Raw genomic sequence first — 16,141 nt, forward strand, 5'->3', positions numbered from 1 at the left:
GATCAGCACGAACTTGCTGACCAGCGTGCCCACACGCAGGGCGAGGTTCAACACGCGCCGGAGAGTGGGCACGCCTGCCGATGGGCGGGAGGTCGGTGGAGACACTGCCATGTTCTTGTCAGCCTTCCCCCGCGCCCGGCACGAGCACCTTGCCGGTGCCGTCCTCTTCCAGCTTGCGCTTCAGCACCGCCTTGGCGTCGTCGTCGCCATGCACGATGCGAATCTCCGCCGGCATCCGCGGAATGCCGGCGACAAACCGCAGCAGATCCGCCTGCCCCGCATGGGCGGAATAGCCGCCCACCTGGTGGATCTGCGCGCGGATCGTGTGGCGTTCGCCGTCGAGCATCACCCAGCCGCCGCGCGGACCAAAGGTGACGATGTCGCGGCCCGGGGTGCCGGCGGCCTGGTAGCCGACGAAGAGCACGTCGTTGCGCGCGTCGCCGAGCATGGCCTTGAGGTAGTTCACGACGCGGCCGCCGGCGCACATGCCCGAGCCGGCGATGACGACGGCCGGGCGGCCGGTACGGGTGAGGTAATCGACCGCTTTCAGGTGGTCTGCGTGACGGTCGAGCACGAGCAGCTGGTCGAACGACAGCGGGTGGCGGCCCTCGCGGACGCGGGCGATCGCCTCTTCGTCCCAGTACGGCTTGAGCTTGGCGTAAAGGCGGGTGAATTCGGCCGCGAGCGGCGAATCGACGACGATGTCGAGCTGCTTCCAGCGCGGGTCGTCGCCGGCTTCCCAGATGATGTCTTCGATTTCGTACAGCAGTTCCTGCGTACGGCCGATGGCGAAGGCCGGGATGAGCACGGTGCCGCCGTCGGCCAGCGCGTGCTCGAGCACGGCTTTGAGGCGGTGGCGGCGGGTGGCGCGATCTTCGTGGTCGCGGTCGCCGTAGGTGGCTTCGAGCACGAGGCGGTCGGCGCGCTCGGGCGGGCGCGGTTCGGGCAGCAAGGGCGAATCAGGCGCGCCGAGGTCGCCGGAAAAGACGATGCGTTCTTCGCCGGCCGCGGTGCGGGCGTCGCACTCGACGTAGGCCGAGCCGAGGATGTGGCCGGCGCGCTGCAGGCGGATCGCAAGCGTGCCGGCTCCATCGTTGAACACGGTGTGCCACTGGCCGAACGGCACCGGCACGACGCGATCGCGGATGCGATCGAGCACGCGCTCGATGAGGCGGGCGTCCCGGGTGAAGCCGATCTTCAGCGCGTCTTCGAGGATATCCGGCAGCATCAGCGCGGAAGGCGGCGAGCACAGGATCGGCCCGTCGAAACCGGCCGCGAGCAGGTGCGGGATGCGGCCGACGTGGTCGATATGGACGTGCGTGACGATGAGCGCGCGCAGGTGCGCGAGGGGAAAGTCGATCGCCAGCGCATCCGCCCCGCTGCGCCCGGCGGCTTCGTCGCCCTGGAAAATGCCGCAGTCGACGAGCACGCCCGCCGTCGCCCCGCCCGGGCCGTGCAGGGCGAGTTCGTGGCAGGAGCCGGTGACGCCGTTGACGGCGCCGTGGTGAGTGAGAGTGAGCATGGGGGCGACGAGAATCGGATTGGTATCGTGTTGTGGGTGCGGCTAACCGCCGTACGCTGCGGCGCGCTGCTTCACGCCGTTGAAGTTCGCGCCGTTCACTTCGATGCCGCTCCGGTTGGGCGTCCCGACAGCGGACGCATATCGGCGAAGGCTTGTGTGACATCGGCCTCGATCGCCTGGACTTCCACGTCGGTCAGGGCGGCGAATTCCGCTTGTACTGATGGCGGGCCGCGTCACAGCGTGCGCCAGTGTTTGGGTTGGGCGCCGGTCACGGTGCTCGGGTTGATCGGTGCATCGAAACTGACAAAGCAGCAGTTGTGCCGCACCGCGAGGCCGAGCAGGTAAGTGTCAGTGATCTGCCGGTGACCGAGCAGGTTTTGCCAGGTGATCTGTGCGCCATCGAGCAGGCTGTAGTCGTCGGCGATGAACTGATGAGCCGGGTGTGCAGTGGCTTGGGCTAGACGGGTTGCCACGGCGCCCAGTGGCAAAGCCTGCGGGTACGCAGGCTGAGCCATGATGCGCAGGCAACCGTTTTGGGTCAGCGGGCACGATGCCCAGCCCTGCTCGATTTCACGTGCGAGCCACTGGCTTGCCCGTGCGTGGTGCACGTGGCTGCCGTCGAGCAGGGCGATGAGGACATTCACGTCCAGCAGCGCACGCATCAGATTCCCTCGGCGTCGCGCAGACGGTCGATGAGCTCGTTGGTCACGATGACGTCACGTGCCGGAAAGGGCTCAAAGCCGGGGACTGCGGGTGTCTGGCCGGCAACGGTTGGCGGGACAGCGGCACCGAGCAGGGTTTGGCGAACGAGCTGGGAGATGACTTTGCCGACACTGGTGTGTTGCCGGCGTGCGATTTCCTTCGCAGCGGCAAGGACGTCGCTTTCGATGTCGATCGTAGTGCGCATGTTGATCTCCGTGGCGTGATGATTAAGCATCATGATGCTAGCGCATCACGCATTACCATGCCTGCCCCCCGATGACGTGGGTCGCCGAAGCGGTACAGGTCGGCGGTGTCGTTGAGCACATCGACGTTGCACCGGACGTCGGGCTGCCATTCGATGAAGGGCATCAGCAGGCCGCTGTGCTGGCGCAGTGCGTCGCGGTAGTTGTCGAAGAGAAGCCGGGTGGATGGCATGGCAGTCGAAAAACGAACGTGCTGGTCGAAAATTTGTCGATTAAATCGTGTCAGGTCGATTTTCTGACGGCATCAACATGCCCCCTCGGACCGCAGCACGACGCGCACGGTGCGGATCAGGATCACCAGGTCCGACCACAGCGACCAGTTGCGGATGTACCAGCGGTCCAGCGCGATGCGCTGGTCGAACGTGGTGGCGCTGCGGCCGCTGATCTGCCACAGGCCGGTGATGCCGGGCCGCACGTTGGCATAGAGTTCGATCGATTCGCCGTATTCGGCCAGTTCGCGCGGCAGCAGCGGGCGCGGGCCGACAAGGCTCATGTCGCCACGGACGACGTTCCACAGCTGCGGCAGCTCGTCGATGCTGGTGCGGCGAATCCACGCGCCGACGCGCGTCACGCGCGGATCGTCGACGAGCTTGAAGTTGTTGGCGCGGTAGCGCTGCCACAGCTCGGGATGCGCGACCTGCCATTTTTCCAGCACGCGGTCGGCGTCCACGACCATGCTGCGGTACTTGAGAAAGCGGAAATCCCGCCCACCCCGCCCCACTCTCGGCTGGGAAAACATCGCCGGGCCGTCGTTTTCGCGCTTGATGAAAATCGGGATCGCGATCAGCAGCGGCGCGAGCAGGATCATCAGCAGCGAGGCGCCGACGATGTCGAAGACGCGCTTGACGGCGCGTGTGCCGCGGCGGTTGAGGTTGTTGCGCGCGCGCAGCAGCAGCACTTCGTGGCTGAAGAAATGCGACAACTCCATGCCGTACAGCGGCAGGCCGGCGAGCGGCGGGATCAGGAACACGTCGTCGCGCACAAGCGTGAGGCGCTGGATGAGCCGCTTGAGCAGCTCGTCCTGGCGGCCGAGCGCGATCACGACCTGGTAGGCGCCGGGCGCTTTCAGGAAGTTTTCCACCGCGGCGTCGAGGTGGATGACCGGCAGGACCGCCCCATGCACTGGACAATTCCGCTGCTGGCAGTCCGGGAGCGAAGGGCTGACGACTGCAACGGGACGCATGCCCATCAGCCGTTCGCTCTCGAACGCGGCGACGACTTCACCGGCCTGCTCGCACGAGCCGATGATCAGGTACGGCCGCTGAAACGCGGGGCGCGCGAGCATCCAGCGCTTGACGAGGTAGCGGAACAGCGGCACGAGGACGAGGATCATCGCCCACGACGTGACGAGCCACAGGCGCGAAAACTGCCATTTGCCGAGGAACACCAGCATCGCGTCGAGCACGAAGCCGGCGAGCAGCACCTGCAGCATCTGCCGCACTTCGTCCGACCATGGCCGGCGCCGCGTGTAGTGCCCGAGCGCGCCCCAGAACCACATGACGAGGCCGGCCGCGATCGCCGAGAAAACGACGAGACGCGTCGGGCCGCTCTGCGACCACCACAGCGTGAAGCTGTCGATCAACGAGGCGTCGCCGTATGCCCACGGGGCCGCACGCCCGAGCAAAAAACCGCAGAACAGCGCGACGAGGTCGGAAGCGACGAGCAGGAGCTTTTCGAGCATGTCCTGGCGGCGCGCCGAGAACGGCAACAACGCGTGCCGCAGGGCCTCAACCGGCGAAGACGCGATGCTGGGGGAAGCGACGTGGAAACGCGCTTTGCCTGACTTCGCGCGGCGCTCGACCTTCGCGACGACGTGCGGACAAGGGACCGCGACAGCAGCGAATGGTGCGGAATCCGGGGTCTTGATTTCGTGCATGGGGCGCGATGTTATCAACATACATATGTCGTGCAAGCAAATATTTCACACCACGCCGATAAGGTTTTTACGGTATCAACCGCCGAAGCTTTGATACCGCGAAGGAAGTATCGGATTGTACAGGGAAAATTGACATATTTTGTTACGGTTGAGTGATAGGCGGGTGCTGGAACGGAAGCGTTGATGACACGTAAATGAGCGCCAGACGGGTTATGCTGAACGCATGAACTTGCGGCAGGCGGTGCGCGGCGGGGGATCGATCGGCAGGCGGCGTAGGGTCGGTATGCCCGACACGACTGCCCGACACGTGCCGGGTATACTGCGCCCCCATGCAAAAACGCCCCTACTCCTCCACGAGTTTCCTCACTGTCGTCAGATGGCTCGCTTTCGCGCTGTTCGCGGCCCTTGCGGCGTGGCGAATCGTCACGCTGAACCTCGCTGACCACTACGTCGACGTCGGCGAAACATGGGCCGCGGCGGAACTGCGCGGCGTGGAACAGCCGGTCGCGCTGACGCGCGAGGCGCGCGAGCTGTTCGATGCCGACCCGCAGCAGGCGGTGTCGCTGCTGCAGCGGGCCGTGCGTGCGGATCCGACTTATGGCTTGTCGTACGCGTTGCTCGGGGCGCTGTGGGAGAAGGCCGGTGACGCGCGGCGGGCGAGGAGCGCAATCGACGCGGCGGCGGCTTTTGCGCCGGCGAAAGTGGAGGTGCGGCTGATCGCGGCCGGGTTCGAGCTCGGGCGCAACGATCTCGCCGCGGCGCTGCGGCATACGAGCGTCGTACTGACGCGCCGGAGCAGCCTGCGCGCTTCGATGTTTCCGGAGCTGCTGCGCATCGCCGATGAACCGGCGAACCGCGCGGCGTTCTCTGGGCTGCTTACAGAGCCCGTCGCGTGGTGGCCGGCGTTCGTCGGATTCGCGGCGAACAAGGGCGAGCGGCTCGAAACGGTGATGGCGCTGTATGCGCTGTCGGAAGCGAGCGCGGCGAATGCGCTGCAGGGCCACGGCTTGGCAGCGGTGCTGCGACGCTTGCAGCGCGAAGGACTGTGGCTCGACGCGCGGCTCGCGTGGCTGAATGCGCTGCCGGTCGAGCAGCTCGAAGGAATGGGCAATGTGTTCAACGGTGGCTTCGAACAGCCGCTGTCGGGCGTCGGCTTCGACTGGGTGAGCGCGAAAGCGGGCCACGTGCTGGTCGAGCCGCTGCCGACTTCCGGCGCGACCGGCGCGGCCGCGCTGAACGTCGTGTTTCGCGGCCCGCGCGTGCGCTACCGCCACCTCAGCCAGCAGCTGATGCTCGAACCCGGAAGTTACGCACTGCGCGGCCGCGTGCGCCCCGACGGGCTGGAAGCGGAACCGGGACTGGCGTGGGCGGTTTCGTGCGTTGGCACGCCTGGCGCGCGCGAGCGGCAGATCGCACTCAGCGAGCATTTTTCCGGCCGCTCGGCGTGGCGCAGGTTCGAGACGACGTTCACCGTCCCCGCGGCGGACTGCGCGGCACAGGTGCTGCGGCTGCAGCTCGGCGGGCGCGTCGCGCTGGATTTCGACGCCAGCGGGCCGATCTGGTTTGATGACATCGTGATCGAACGGCTTGACGCTCGCTGACTCGCCGTGTACCTTTCGTCCCAAAGTTTTGTTACATCAAGATTTGTTACATCGTATTCACCACGAGGCCGAAAAATGAAGAAGATCACCGGAGTTGCCGCCGCAATCGCCCTGATCGGCACGATGGGCACTGCCCATGCCGCCGAGCCGCTGCAAGTTGCAGCGCTGACGAACGTCGACGGGAAAGTGCTGATTCACAAGGGCAAGGATTACACCGTTGCGAAGGCTGGTTCGGCGCTCGTCGAAGGCGACCGCATCATCACGCTGAAAGGTTCGAAAGCCGACGTCGCGTTCACCGAAGGTTGCGTGACCAGTCTCAAGGAAAACGCGGTGCTCGCGATCGGCGGCGTGGATGTCTGCGCAACCGGTCCGCTGTCGGCGAACCCCGAACCGGTTAAATATGCCGCAGCGATCGGCGCTCCGGTGAGCGCAGGCGCGACGGGTCTGTCGGGCGCTGGCTTGGCAGGTCTGAGTACCGGCATGGGAGCGCTCGTCGGCGGCGGCGCCGTTCTGGTAGGGGCCACGGCCGGCAGCCGCGCCGACAGGGGCAACAACGGCGTGGGCCACAGCAAGGGTCGCGGCGAGGGCCACGACGGCAGGCACGACGGCGATCCGATCAGCGGGCAATGAGCCCAAGCGGCCGCGCGCCGCACCTGACGAATTTCCGAAAGGCTCCGCGCAATGCGGGGCCTTTTTGTTTTTCGGCCCGCGCTGCGAAGCCGGTCAGTCGGAAGGTTTGTGGAACAGGCCGCTGATCAGCACGTCCTGGCCGCGCCGGATGAGCTCCATGCGAAGCGATCCGGCGAACACTTCCTCGCCGACGCCGTCCCGGCGCCGAATGCGCACGAGGTAGCCGCCTTCGCCGCGCGCCGAAGCGCTGTCCGGCGACCAGCGCATGTCGAGGAGTTCGATGCGCCGCGCCTGGGTCGAGCCGAACAGCTCCTCGTAGTCCTTGCGGATCTGCGCGCGGCGGCCGGTTCCGGAGCGCGCGTCGTCGGAAAACAGCATCATGAAGCGGTCGATGTCGCCGAGCTGATACGACGACGAGAACCGGTCGAGCACGCGCGCAGCGTCCGCTGCCGTCAGGCCGGCAGGAACGGGCGCTTCGACCGGCGGGGGTGACGGGAATTGCGTTGCCGGCTGGGTGAGCGCGTGCGTCGGCGGCGGTGCGACAGGCGCTGCGGCGACTTGAAGCGGTTCGTCGACGACGACCGACGCGCGCTCGTCGGGAATGGCGGGAACGGCGGGAACGGCGGGAACGGCGGGAACGGCGGGAACAACCGGAACGACGGGAATGGCCGGAACGGGCTCGGGCGCTTCGGGCTCGGGCACTTGGACGACGTGTTCGCGAACCGGAGCGAGGGCTGCGACGGGCGGTGTTTTTACCGCTGTCCGATCCGTGGCTGGGCTTGCAGCCGCCGCGGCGGTGTGAGTGGCAGCGAGCGGCACTGGCGACGCCCCAGGCCTAACGCTCGCCGAGGCGGCGTCTGCGACTTTCGCCGGCACGGTTTCCGCGACCTTTGCCGGCCCCGCTTCGGCCGCCTTGGCTGGCGCCGCTGCAAGGGGGGCCCGCGAAGCCGCGGCGGCGAGTTCGGCAGGGGCGACGGCGGGAGCGACGGCGACCGGAGCTTTCGGCGAGGACCGTGACGGGCCGATCGTGCCGGTCGGGGCGCGATTGAGATAGACCGCGAGGACGGCGACGAAGCCGACGAGCGCGACGCTGCCGAGCACGTACTGCGGGAAATTCCGCCGCACCGTCAGCGGCAGTCGTTCGGTCAGCGTCGGCGCGGCGTCGGCGGCGCGCTTGCGTTCGGTCTGCGAGACGATCCGGATCGACACCGACATTTTCGGGCGGGCCTGCATCCGCTCCACGTCGTACGCCGCGCGGCGCCGATCGTCGCGCAGCACGTGGTGCGCGAGGTTGATTCGCGCGGAGAGTTTTTCGCGGTCGCTGTCGGCCCATCCCTGACGGTCCGGATGGAAAATGCCCATCATGACGCGGTAATGCTCGCGGACCTGCTCGGCGGTCGCGTCGCGGTTCAGCCCGAGCACGCGGTAATGGTCCGCCTCGTATGCCAGCAGCACGTGCTCGACGAAGAACAGCGCCGCCCGCCGGTGCTCGTCGAGCCCGTGCTGCCTGCCGTCGCGCACCGCTTCGGCTGCCGAGCGCATGACGACGATCGTGTCCACCGGCAGCGCTGCGCCGCCGCGCACCAGCTCGCCAAAGCGCGTCGGCTCGGCGAACACTGCCAGCGCCAGCGCCGCCGCGCCTCCCCTGCCCGCCTCCCCGGCCGCGCTCATGCCGCGGAACGACTGCCTTCGGCTTCGCCGCCGTACTGGTAGTAGGAGTTGTAGTAATAGCCTTGCGCACCGCTGCGGGACGCGATCTTCGTCAGCACGCCGCCGATGACGTGCGTGCGCGTGCTGCGCAGACGCTTGAGCGCGCCGGCGAGGAAGTCCTTGCGCGTGCCGCCCGCCTCGACGACGACGACGGTCGCGTCGGTGATGCTGCCGAGCAGCGGCGCATCGGCCAGACCGAGCACCGGCGGGCCGTCGACGATGACGCAGTCGAAACGGTCCTTGGCGACGTCGAGCAGCGCGACCATCTTGGCGCTGCCGAGGAGCTCCGCCGGGTTTGGCGGCAGCGGCCCGGACGTGATGACGAAGAGCTTGTTGTACGGCGTCGGCTGCGTGATGTCGACCGGCCTGGAGTCGCCGGCGAGGTAGTTCGTCAGCCCCGCCGTGTTGGCCAGGCCGAGCTTGCGGTGCATCGACGCCTTGCGCAGGTCGGCGTCCACCAGCAGCACTTTGAGGCCCAGCTGCGACAGGTTGATCGCGAGCGCCAGCGCGGTCGTGCTCTTGCCTTCGCCCATCGACGCGCTGGTGACCATCAGGACTTTCGGTATCCCGTCCTGCGTCGAGAACTGCATCGCGGTGCGCAGCGAACGATACGCTTCGGAGAAGCCCGAACGCGAGTCGTCGAGCTGTTCGAGCACCAGCTCGCGCGCCGCGTCGCCGGCGCGCTTGATCAGCGGCACCATGCCGAGCACCGGCAGGCCGAGCAGGCGTTCCATGCTCTCGCCGTCCTTGATCGTGTCGTCGAGGTGTTCGAACAGCAAAGCCAGGCCGATGCCGCCGAACAGCCCGAGCAGCGCCGCGATCAGCGCGTTGAGCAGCGTCTTCGGCTTGAACGGCTGGAGCGGGACTTCGGCCTTGTCGACGACCGACACGTTGTTCACGCCGACGCCGCCGGCGACGCCGACTTCCTTGTAGCGCTGCAGCAGGCCGTCGTACAACTGGCGGTTGGTGTCGACTTCGCGCTTGAGGATGTTGTACTGGATGCTGCGGTCCTGCACGCCGAGCACAGTGCGCTTGCTCTCGTCCATCTTCACCTGCAGCATCGCCTCCTGCGAGCGCGCCGCCTGGTAGGCGCTGCGGATGCCGCTGCGCACGTGGGCGAGCTCTTCGGCGATCTTGGCCTGCATCTCGTCGATCTGGCTTTGCAGCTGGACCATTTTCGGATAGCCGGGCTTGTAGATCTTGAGGTTTTCCTGGTACTCGGTTTCGAGCTTGGCTTTGTGGCCTTTGAATTCCTGGATGACCTTGTTTTCGAGCACCTGCGGGATGCCTTCGACGCTGCCGCTTTCGAGCTGCTGGTACAGCGCTTCGGCGCGGATGCGCTCCTGCTGCGCTTTGGCCAGCGCGGTCGTGAATTCCTGCATCACCTGGGTGTCGACGCTCGCTTCCTGCTCGCCGCCGCGGACGATCTGTTCCTCGCGTGCGAACGCGACGAGCTCCTTCTCGGTTTCGCCGAGCTTCACCTTGAGCTGCTGCAGCCGCTCTTCGAGGAACACTTTGGCGAACGACGACGCGTCCATGCGCCGCTCGAGGTTCACGTTGATGAACGCTTCCGAGATCGCGTTGACGATGCGGCTCGCGAGCACCGGGTCGGGGCTATCGAAATGAATCTTGACGAGGCGCGAATTGCGCACCGGCTCGATCGTCAGGTCTTCCAGGAACGCTTTCGTCAGCTTGAGCTTGCGGATCTGCTCGGCATCGCCTTCAACGAGTTCTTCTTCCCCGCCGGTGAGAAAGGCCTTGAGGCTTGCGAGCGGCGACGCTTCGGGCTCGGCGAACAGCGGGTGGTCGCCGAGGTTGAGCTGGTCGATGACGCGCTGCGCGAGCGTGCGGCTTTTCAGCAGCTCGTACTGCGTCTCGTAAAAATCCTTGGTGTCGCCCTGCATTTCGTTCGGCGTGACGCCCTGGTACTCGAGCACCTTGGCTTCCTGGCGCTCGATCTGCAGCGTGAGGCTCGCGCGGTAGATCGGGGTCATCAGGAAAGTCGCGGTCAGCACCGAAACCATGACGATGGCGAAGAACGTGATCACCGTCCATTTGCGCTTGACGATGGTGTCCCAGATCGCGCGCAGATCGATCGTGTCGTCGTCGTCTTCCTCGACGTGTGACCGCCATTCGGTGGGATGCGCGAGCGGGGTGCTTTCGCGGCGCTCGACGAGCGCGTTGCGGCGCGGGACTTCCTGATGGCGCTCGTCGCCGGCGTCCGGCTTTTCTGTGTTATCGATCATTTCCGGGGATTTTCTGCGAGTTTTTCGAAAAGCGTGCGGAAGGCTAGCGGACGGTGCCGAAGCCGATGAAGCCGCGCAGCGTGTCGGTCACGCCCTTGACCATCGAACGGGTCGTCGAGCTGCCGACGACGACGACGTCGTTGCCCTGGATCAGCGGGTCATCGACTTTGCCGGCGCGCACCGCTTCGAGGTCGAACACCAGCTGCTCCTTGTTGCCGTCGGCGAGCGTGCGAAAGATGCTGACCTGGTTGACGTCGGCGATCTGGCTGACGCCGGCGGCGAGCGCGATCGCCTGCAACAGCGACGTGCGCCCCGACAGCGGGAAGATGCCGGGCTTGGTCACTTCGCCTTCGACAGTGACGCGCTGGCTGACGAACTCCTTGATGAAGATCGTGACCTGCGGGTCCTGCAGGCAGCATTCGGTGAGGCGTCGCGCGATCTCCTCTTCGACGACGCGGGCGCTCAGCCCCGCCGCCTGGACCTGTCCGATCAGCGGCAGCCCGATCAGGCCGCGCGCGTTGACGCGCACCGTGCGCGACAGGTCCTCGACCTGGAAGACGGTGATTTCGAGCAGGTCGTACGGCCCGATGTAGTAGTCGTCGAACAGCGGACCGGGATCGTCGAGCGCAGTGCCGGCCGACGGCAGGACCGACGCGATGGGCGCCGGTGCGGACGTCGCCTGGGCATGAACGGGGGACGACGAAATCATTGCGCAGGACAACATCACGCCTGCAAGGTAAACACGCATTTACAACCACTCCCCGGACGACGGAGCCGAGACTCTAGGGCAAGAGTCTTGCGCCGGCGCGGAAAAATCTGACGTTTTCGACAAGGCAAGCTATTAACCCGGCAGCCAAATACCGTTCGGGCTGAGCCTGTCGAAGCCTTGGCAGCGCCCTTCGACAAGCTCAGGGCGATCGGATGTATTTGATTGCCCCCTTAAAAATGCCGCCGAAACAGCCGGTTGAAGAAGCCGGGACGCGCGCTCGCCGAAGAACGGCGAGTCTGCGGCAACGGCGGCAGTTTCTCGGGCGAAAGGTCGCGGAGTATACCCGCGGGCCTGACCTCGACCAAATTATATGCTTCCTGGGTACCCACCCGGCGTTCGGCCGCTGCCCGGCCTTCGGCAAGCAGCGGCGGGCGGCGGCGCGCACTGTGGGCGTCGGTCGCGAGCACATGCACGAGGCCTTCGTCGAGCATGCGTTCGCCCCAGTATTTCGCGTCCTTGCCGAAACGCCCGGTGAGGCTGCCGGAAGTGACCTGCATCCACGCCCCCGAGCGGACGAGTTCGCCGAACAGCGGGTAGTGGCTTTCGATCCACGTCAGCCGCTCCGGGTGCGTCACGACGGGGACGTAGCCGGACGCGAGGAGGTTGAAGACGAATTCCTCGAAGCGCGGCGGCGCGACGTGGTGCGGCGGCTCGAGAAGAAAATACCGGCTGTCGCCGAGCCGCGGCACGCTGCCCGCATTGAGCCGCGACAGCAGCTCCGGCGTGACGTGCGCGTCCGCGCCGCAGGTCAGCCGCAACGGGATCGCGGCCGCGTCGATCTCCCGCTGCAGCGTCTGAATCGCCGCGGCGATGCCGGCGCTATCGTTGTCGAACATGCCCGGATAGATGTGCGGCGTGCAGGCGACGATGGTGATGCCGTCGGCCGCGGCGATGCGCGCCATGTCGAGCGCAGTCGCCAGATCAGGCGCCCCGTCGTCGATGCCCGGGAGCATGTGGCAATGCAGATCGATCATGCCGCGCGCGAGCCGAAAAGGACGCGGGGAACGACGCGGAAAAAAACGCGGATCGGGAAAAACCGGGTGGTGCGAGGGAAGAGACTCGAACTCTCACGCCTTGCGGCGCTGGAACCTAAATCCAGTGCGTCTACCAATTCCGCCACCCTCGCCCACGGGCATTCGAACGACGCCCGGAGCGCGGATTATACATAGAAGGGGGGATACGCAACGTTACATTCTCAGCCGCTCGCCATAGCCGGTCATCTCCAGGTAGCCGCGACCGATCTCGCGGCCGTCTTCGACGAGGTGCACCGCACCTTCCCAGTAAACGGCGCCGGTCGTGCCGCGGCTGTCGAGCTCCTGGTCGTCCATCAGCGGGTGCAGTGCCAGGCGGCGGCCGTCGATATCGAGCTGCCATTCGACCGGGTATTCGGTGCCGGTGCGCGGCGAGCGCCAGCGCCGCCCGGGGAGGAACGTGACCTGCGCCGGAGCGAGCGCGCGCGCGGGGCCGTCGCCGCGGCGCAGCGTGCCGGCGGTCCACGTCGCTTCACCGGTCGCGGTGCGCATGCGAAACGCCATCAGCGCCCCGCCGTCGGAGAGGTTGATGCCGATCCAGTCCCAGCCGCGCGCTTTTTCCGGCAGGTACGCGCTCGACCATTCGTGGTCGAGCCACGCGCGGCCGGTGACGCGGTGCGTTTTATCGCGCACGCGCAGGCTGCCGCTGACGCCGAGCTGCGGACGGCTGTAGTAATAACTCGCATGCCGCGGGTCGGGCGCTTTCTGGCTGAAGCCGTCCTCGCCGTTCGGCAGCGGCGGACCGGCGGGGTCGAAACGCAGGTCGTACGCGAAGCGGTCGGCGTCGACGGTCGCGCGGTAATGGTCCTGCGACCATTCGAGCGTCCAGTCGCCGATCCACGCGCGAGTGTGCCCGGTGGTGGCGCCGGCAAGCGGGTCAAGCGCGCGTTCGCCGCGTTCGGCGTGCAGCAGCCGGCCTTCGGCGGGATCGGCGATCGCGGCGTGCGCGAGGATCAGCTGGCGCGGCGCGAAGCGGCTCGGGTTGCCTTCGCCGATGCGCGTGCGCACGCGAAAGAACGTGACCTGGAAGCCGCGTTCGACACCGTCCTCGTCGGTGACCCAGCCGGTCACGTACCACCACTCGGTGCGGTAATCGGGGTGCGCGCCATGGTCGGCGGGAAACTGCAGCGGGCGGCCGGCGACGACCGGCGGGTAGCCCGGCGGATCGCGCTCGTGAGTGCTCCCGCTCCCGGTTTGCGTTTGGGGCGCCGCCGACACGCCCGACGCGAGCCACAGCAGCGCCGCGGCAACATATGCATGCATCAGAAGTCCTCCCGCACCGCGAGCACCGCTGCCTGGCGCATCGCCTGATACCCCGACACGCGCGCCGCGACCGCGGCGAGCAGCACCAGCGCGACGGCGAACGCGGCGAGCGCCGCCAGCGGCAGCCTGAGATCCATGCTCCAGTGAAAGCTCTGGCGATTGACGACTTCGACGAGCACCAGCGCGACCGCCCCGCCCGCCGCCAAGCCGACCGCGACGCCGACCGCCGCGCCGAGTGCGCCTTCGAGCGCGAGCAGCCGGCCGATGTCGCGCCGCGTCAGTCCCAAGTGACGCAGCATGCCGAATTCCTTGCGCCGCGCGGTCGCGAGCGCAGCAAAGCTCGTGCTGACGCCAAAGAGACCGATCAGGATCGCGACCGCTTCCATCAAGTACGTGACGAGGAACGTGCGGTCGAAAACCGCGAGCGACGTCGCGCGGATGGCGCCCGGCGCGACGAGCTCGAAGTTCTGCCCGTCGAACTGCGTCTGCAGCGCCGCAGCGACCGCGTCGGCCTGCACGCTCGGGGCGACGCGGATCGCGACATTGTTCGAGCGCGAATCGCCGGTCAGCGCCCGGTAGTCGGCGAGCTCGACGAGCACGGCGCCGTGCTGCCGCGCGTAGTCGCGCCACACGCCGGCAACGCGGAAGCGATGCATCTCGCCGCCGAGCGGCAGCGCCAGCGAGTCGCCGACGCCGACGCGGAAAAGATCCGCCATCGCTTCGGACACCCACGCGGGCGGCAGGCCGTCGGCTCCGCGGACGCTCGCGGCATCCCCTTCGACGAGCGGCACCGGCGCGCCGTCGGCGACCGGGCGGGCGATCAGCGTCACCGGGAACTGCGCTTCGTCGAGCCGCAGCGTGTCGTAACGCACCGGCTGCACCGACGACACGCCGGGCGTCGCGGCGATCCGGGCGATGAGCTCGGGCGTCAGGAACGCACTTGCGCCCGACGAGGACGCGCGCAGGTAAAGGTCCGCGGGCAACACGTCCGAGAGCCAGTCGTCGACCGAGCTGCGAAACGAACTCACCATGATCGCCATCGCCGCGGCGAGCGCGACGCTCGCGACGACGCCCGCGCCGGCGACCATGACCTGCCCGGGTGCCGCGGCGAGCCGGGCGTGCGCGAGGCGCAGCAGGACGGAGCGCGCGCCGACGCCGTCGACGCCGCGCATCGCGAGCCGCACGACGGCCGGCAGGATCAGCACCGAACCGGCGAGGAGCAGCGCGATCGCCGCGTAGCCGAACACCGGGATGCCGCCGAGCGGCGGCAGCAGGCACAGCAGCAGCGCGAGCCCGAGCGGCGCGAGCGCGGCCAGTCCGCGCGAACGCGTTCGCCACACTTCGACGTCGTCGCCGGCGCGCAAGGCCCGCGACGGCGCGACGCGGCTCGCTTCGCGTGCCGGCAGCCACGCGCCCCCGACCCCCGCGGCGACGCCGAGCACGAGATAAGCCGCGGTCGCGAGCGGTTCGAAGCGCAGGCCGGGTTCGACGCCTTCGAAATAGCCGGCGCCGAGGTCCGCACCGACGATCGAGAACGCGAGCGCGCTCAGCGCGTAGCCGAGCATGACGCCGACGAGCCCGCCGACGAGCCCGAGCACCGCGCCTTCGGCGAGCAGGCCGCGCAGCAGCGTGCGGCGGTCGAGGCCGAGCGCGCGCAGGAACGCGAGCTCCTGGCGGCGGCGCACGACCGACAGCAGCTGCGTCGAGAACACGAGGAAGCCGCCGGTGAGCAGCGCGATCGCGGCGAGCATCGTGAGGTTCACGCGGTATGCGCGCGACAGGCCGGCAACCTGCGACATCGCGGCTTCGGGGGCGAGCAGCTCGACGCCGGCCGGCAGCAGCGGACGCAGCCGCTCGATCGCCGCGGCGCGGTCGACGCCTTGCGCGAGGCGCAAGTCGATGCGCGTGACGCGACCGAGCTGGTCGAACAGCTGTTGCGCGGCGGCAATGTCCATGACCGCGAGGCGCTGCCCGCGGCCGGCACCGGGGACGGTGCCGAGGATGCGCAGAGGTTCTTCGCGCGGACCGGCGAGCACCGCGAGCGTGCCGCCCGTACCGAGTCCGAGCGCAGCCTGCGCAGCCGGGCTGAGGAACACCGCGTCCGCAGCGAAGATGCCGAATTCGCCGCCCGCCTCGGCGTCCGGCACCGGCATCAGCGCGGGCTGGACGCGCCGCACGCGCAGCGCGTCGACGCCGAACACGCGCAAAGTGTCGTCGCGCTGCGGCAGCGACGCTTCGACTTCGAGGATCGGGCTCGCGTCGGCCACTTCGGGGCGCTGCGCGAGCAGGACGTAGAGCGCGTCGTCGAAGCCGGTGCGCGGGCCCATGACCTGCAGATCCGCTTCACCGGCGATGAGGCGCATGCCGCGGCCGAATTCGTCGAGCGCCGCGCCGTGGATCAGCTGCACCGCGAGGCCGAGCGCGACGCCGAGCGCGATCGCGAGCAAGGACAGCGCCGTCGCGAGCCGCCGCCGCGCGAGGCTCGCGAGGAACACGTGGCGCAGCCCGGCGTTCATTGGCGCTTCCCG

The 16,141-nt window shown here is 67.9% G+C and carries 13 protein-coding genes and 1 tRNA gene; 2 read left to right on the forward strand and 12 right to left on the reverse strand.

Translation table 11 applies throughout. The features are described from left to right. Nucleotides 1–118: 118 nt before the first annotated feature. The 5 genes from PA01_01120 to wbaP form a co-directional block, all read right to left on the reverse strand. On the reverse strand, nt 119–1,522 hold the full coding sequence (locus PA01_01120; protein KON80440.1) for an MBL fold metallo-hydrolase: 1,404 nt from the start codon (nt 1,520–1,522) through the stop codon (nt 119–121). Between the two features lie 233 nt (nt 1,523–1,755). Beyond that, nucleotides 1,756–2,184 carry a hypothetical protein gene (locus tag PA01_01125; GenBank protein KON80441.1) on the reverse strand — a complete coding sequence of 143 codons (429 nt, stop codon included), beginning with the start codon at nt 2,182–2,184 and terminating at the stop codon, nt 1,756–1,758. After that, nucleotides 2,184–2,429: a DUF6364 family protein gene (locus PA01_01130; GenBank protein ID KON80442.1), complete on the reverse strand. Its 246-nt coding sequence runs from the start codon at nt 2,427–2,429 to the stop codon at nt 2,184–2,186. Before PA01_01130 ends, PA01_01125 begins: the two co-directional genes overlap by 1 nt. Nucleotides 2,430–2,458: 29 nt before the next feature. Then, nucleotides 2,459–2,659, reverse strand: coding sequence for a hypothetical protein (locus PA01_01135; protein KON80443.1), 201 nt, complete (start codon nt 2,657–2,659; stop codon nt 2,459–2,461). A 72-nt stretch (nt 2,660–2,731) separates the two neighbouring features. Then, nucleotides 2,732–4,363, reverse strand: coding sequence for an undecaprenyl-phosphate galactose phosphotransferase WbaP (gene wbaP / locus PA01_01140; GenBank protein ID KON82215.2), 1,632 nt, complete (start codon nt 4,361–4,363; stop codon nt 2,732–2,734). A 329-nt stretch (nt 4,364–4,692) separates the two neighbouring features. Between wbaP and PA01_01145 the strand changes: the two genes are divergently transcribed. Both PA01_01145 and PA01_01150 read left to right on the forward strand, forming a co-directional pair. Further along, nucleotides 4,693–5,964, forward strand: a complete 1,272-nt coding sequence (locus PA01_01145; protein KON80444.1) for a hypothetical protein — start codon at nt 4,693–4,695, stop codon at nt 5,962–5,964. 75 nt (nt 5,965–6,039) lie between these two features. Next, complete coding sequence (locus PA01_01150; protein KON80445.1) at nt 6,040–6,594, forward strand: hypothetical protein; 555 nt, start codon at nt 6,040–6,042, stop codon at nt 6,592–6,594. Between the two features lie 93 nt (nt 6,595–6,687). Here the strand turns inward: PA01_01150 and PA01_01155 are convergent, their stop codons facing one another. From PA01_01155 to PA01_01185, 7 genes are all read right to left on the reverse strand, one after another. After that, nucleotides 6,688–8,265, reverse strand: coding sequence for a J domain-containing protein (locus PA01_01155; GenBank protein KON80446.1), 1,578 nt, complete (start codon nt 8,263–8,265; stop codon nt 6,688–6,690). After that, nucleotides 8,262–10,550 (reverse strand): polysaccharide biosynthesis tyrosine autokinase, encoded by a 2,289-nt coding sequence (locus PA01_01160; protein KON80447.1) that lies wholly within the window; start codon nt 10,548–10,550, stop codon nt 8,262–8,264. Before PA01_01160 ends, PA01_01155 begins: the two co-directional genes overlap by 4 nt. 43 nt (nt 10,551–10,593) lie before the next feature. Then, the gene (locus PA01_01165; protein KON82216.2) at nt 10,594–11,298 is read right to left on the reverse strand and encodes a polysaccharide export protein; all 705 of its coding nucleotides are present in this window, start codon (nt 11,296–11,298) and stop codon (nt 10,594–10,596) included. A 191-nt stretch (nt 11,299–11,489) separates the two neighbouring features. Continuing rightward, the gene (locus PA01_01170; protein ID KON82217.1) at nt 11,490–12,293 is read right to left on the reverse strand and encodes a capsular biosynthesis protein; all 804 of its coding nucleotides are present in this window, start codon (nt 12,291–12,293) and stop codon (nt 11,490–11,492) included. 67 nt (nt 12,294–12,360) lie between these two features. Further along, nucleotides 12,361–12,445: transfer RNA gene (locus PA01_01175), tRNA-Leu, on the reverse strand. A 61-nt stretch (nt 12,446–12,506) separates the two neighbouring features. Further along, nucleotides 12,507–13,613 carry a carotenoid 1,2-hydratase gene (locus PA01_01180; protein KON80448.1) on the reverse strand — a complete coding sequence of 369 codons (1,107 nt, stop codon included), beginning with the start codon at nt 13,611–13,613 and terminating at the stop codon, nt 12,507–12,509. Beyond that, complete coding sequence (locus PA01_01185; GenBank protein ID KON80449.1) at nt 13,613–16,129, reverse strand: ABC transporter permease; 2,517 nt, start codon at nt 16,127–16,129, stop codon at nt 13,613–13,615. Before PA01_01185 ends, PA01_01180 begins: the two co-directional genes overlap by 1 nt. Nucleotides 16,130–16,141 lie beyond the last annotated feature (12 nt).

The organism is Azoarcus sp. PA01, assembly GCA_001274695.2.
Lineage (GTDB): Bacteria > Pseudomonadota > Gammaproteobacteria > Burkholderiales > Rhodocyclaceae > Aromatoleum.

Excerpts from the sequence above, each read along its gene's own strand:
- PA01_01165 (KON82216.2), bottom strand. The coding sequence starts at position 11,298 with ATGCGTGTTTACCTTGCAGGCGTGATGTTGTCCTGCGCAATGATTTCG.
- wbaP (KON82215.2), bottom strand. The coding sequence starts at position 4,363 with ATGCACGAAATCAAGACCCCGGATTCCGCACCATTCGCTGCTGTCGCG.
- PA01_01125 (KON80441.1), bottom strand. The coding sequence starts at position 2,184 with ATGCGTGCGCTGCTGGACGTGAATGTCCTCATCGCCCTGCTCGACGGC.
- PA01_01135 (KON80443.1), bottom strand. The coding sequence starts at position 2,659 with ATGCCATCCACCCGGCTTCTCTTCGACAACTACCGCGACGCACTGCGC.
- PA01_01130 (KON80442.1), bottom strand. The coding sequence starts at position 2,429 with ATGCGCACTACGATCGACATCGAAAGCGACGTCCTTGCCGCTGCGAAG.
- PA01_01170 (KON82217.1), bottom strand. The coding sequence starts at position 12,293 with ATGATCGATCTGCATTGCCACATGCTCCCGGGCATCGACGACGGGGCG.
- PA01_01185 (KON80449.1), bottom strand. The coding sequence starts at position 16,129 with ATGAACGCCGGGCTGCGCCACGTGTTCCTCGCGAGCCTCGCGCGGCGG.
- PA01_01150 (KON80445.1), top strand. The coding sequence starts at position 6,040 with ATGAAGAAGATCACCGGAGTTGCCGCCGCAATCGCCCTGATCGGCACG.
- PA01_01120 (KON80440.1), bottom strand. The coding sequence starts at position 1,522 with ATGCTCACTCTCACTCACCACGGCGCCGTCAACGGCGTCACCGGCTCC.
- PA01_01180 (KON80448.1), bottom strand. The coding sequence starts at position 13,613 with ATGCATGCATATGTTGCCGCGGCGCTGCTGTGGCTCGCGTCGGGCGTG.
- PA01_01145 (KON80444.1), top strand. The coding sequence starts at position 4,693 with ATGCAAAAACGCCCCTACTCCTCCACGAGTTTCCTCACTGTCGTCAGA.
- PA01_01160 (KON80447.1), bottom strand. The coding sequence starts at position 10,550 with ATGATCGATAACACAGAAAAGCCGGACGCCGGCGACGAGCGCCATCAG.
- PA01_01155 (KON80446.1), bottom strand. The coding sequence starts at position 8,265 with ATGAGCGCGGCCGGGGAGGCGGGCAGGGGAGGCGCGGCGGCGCTGGCG.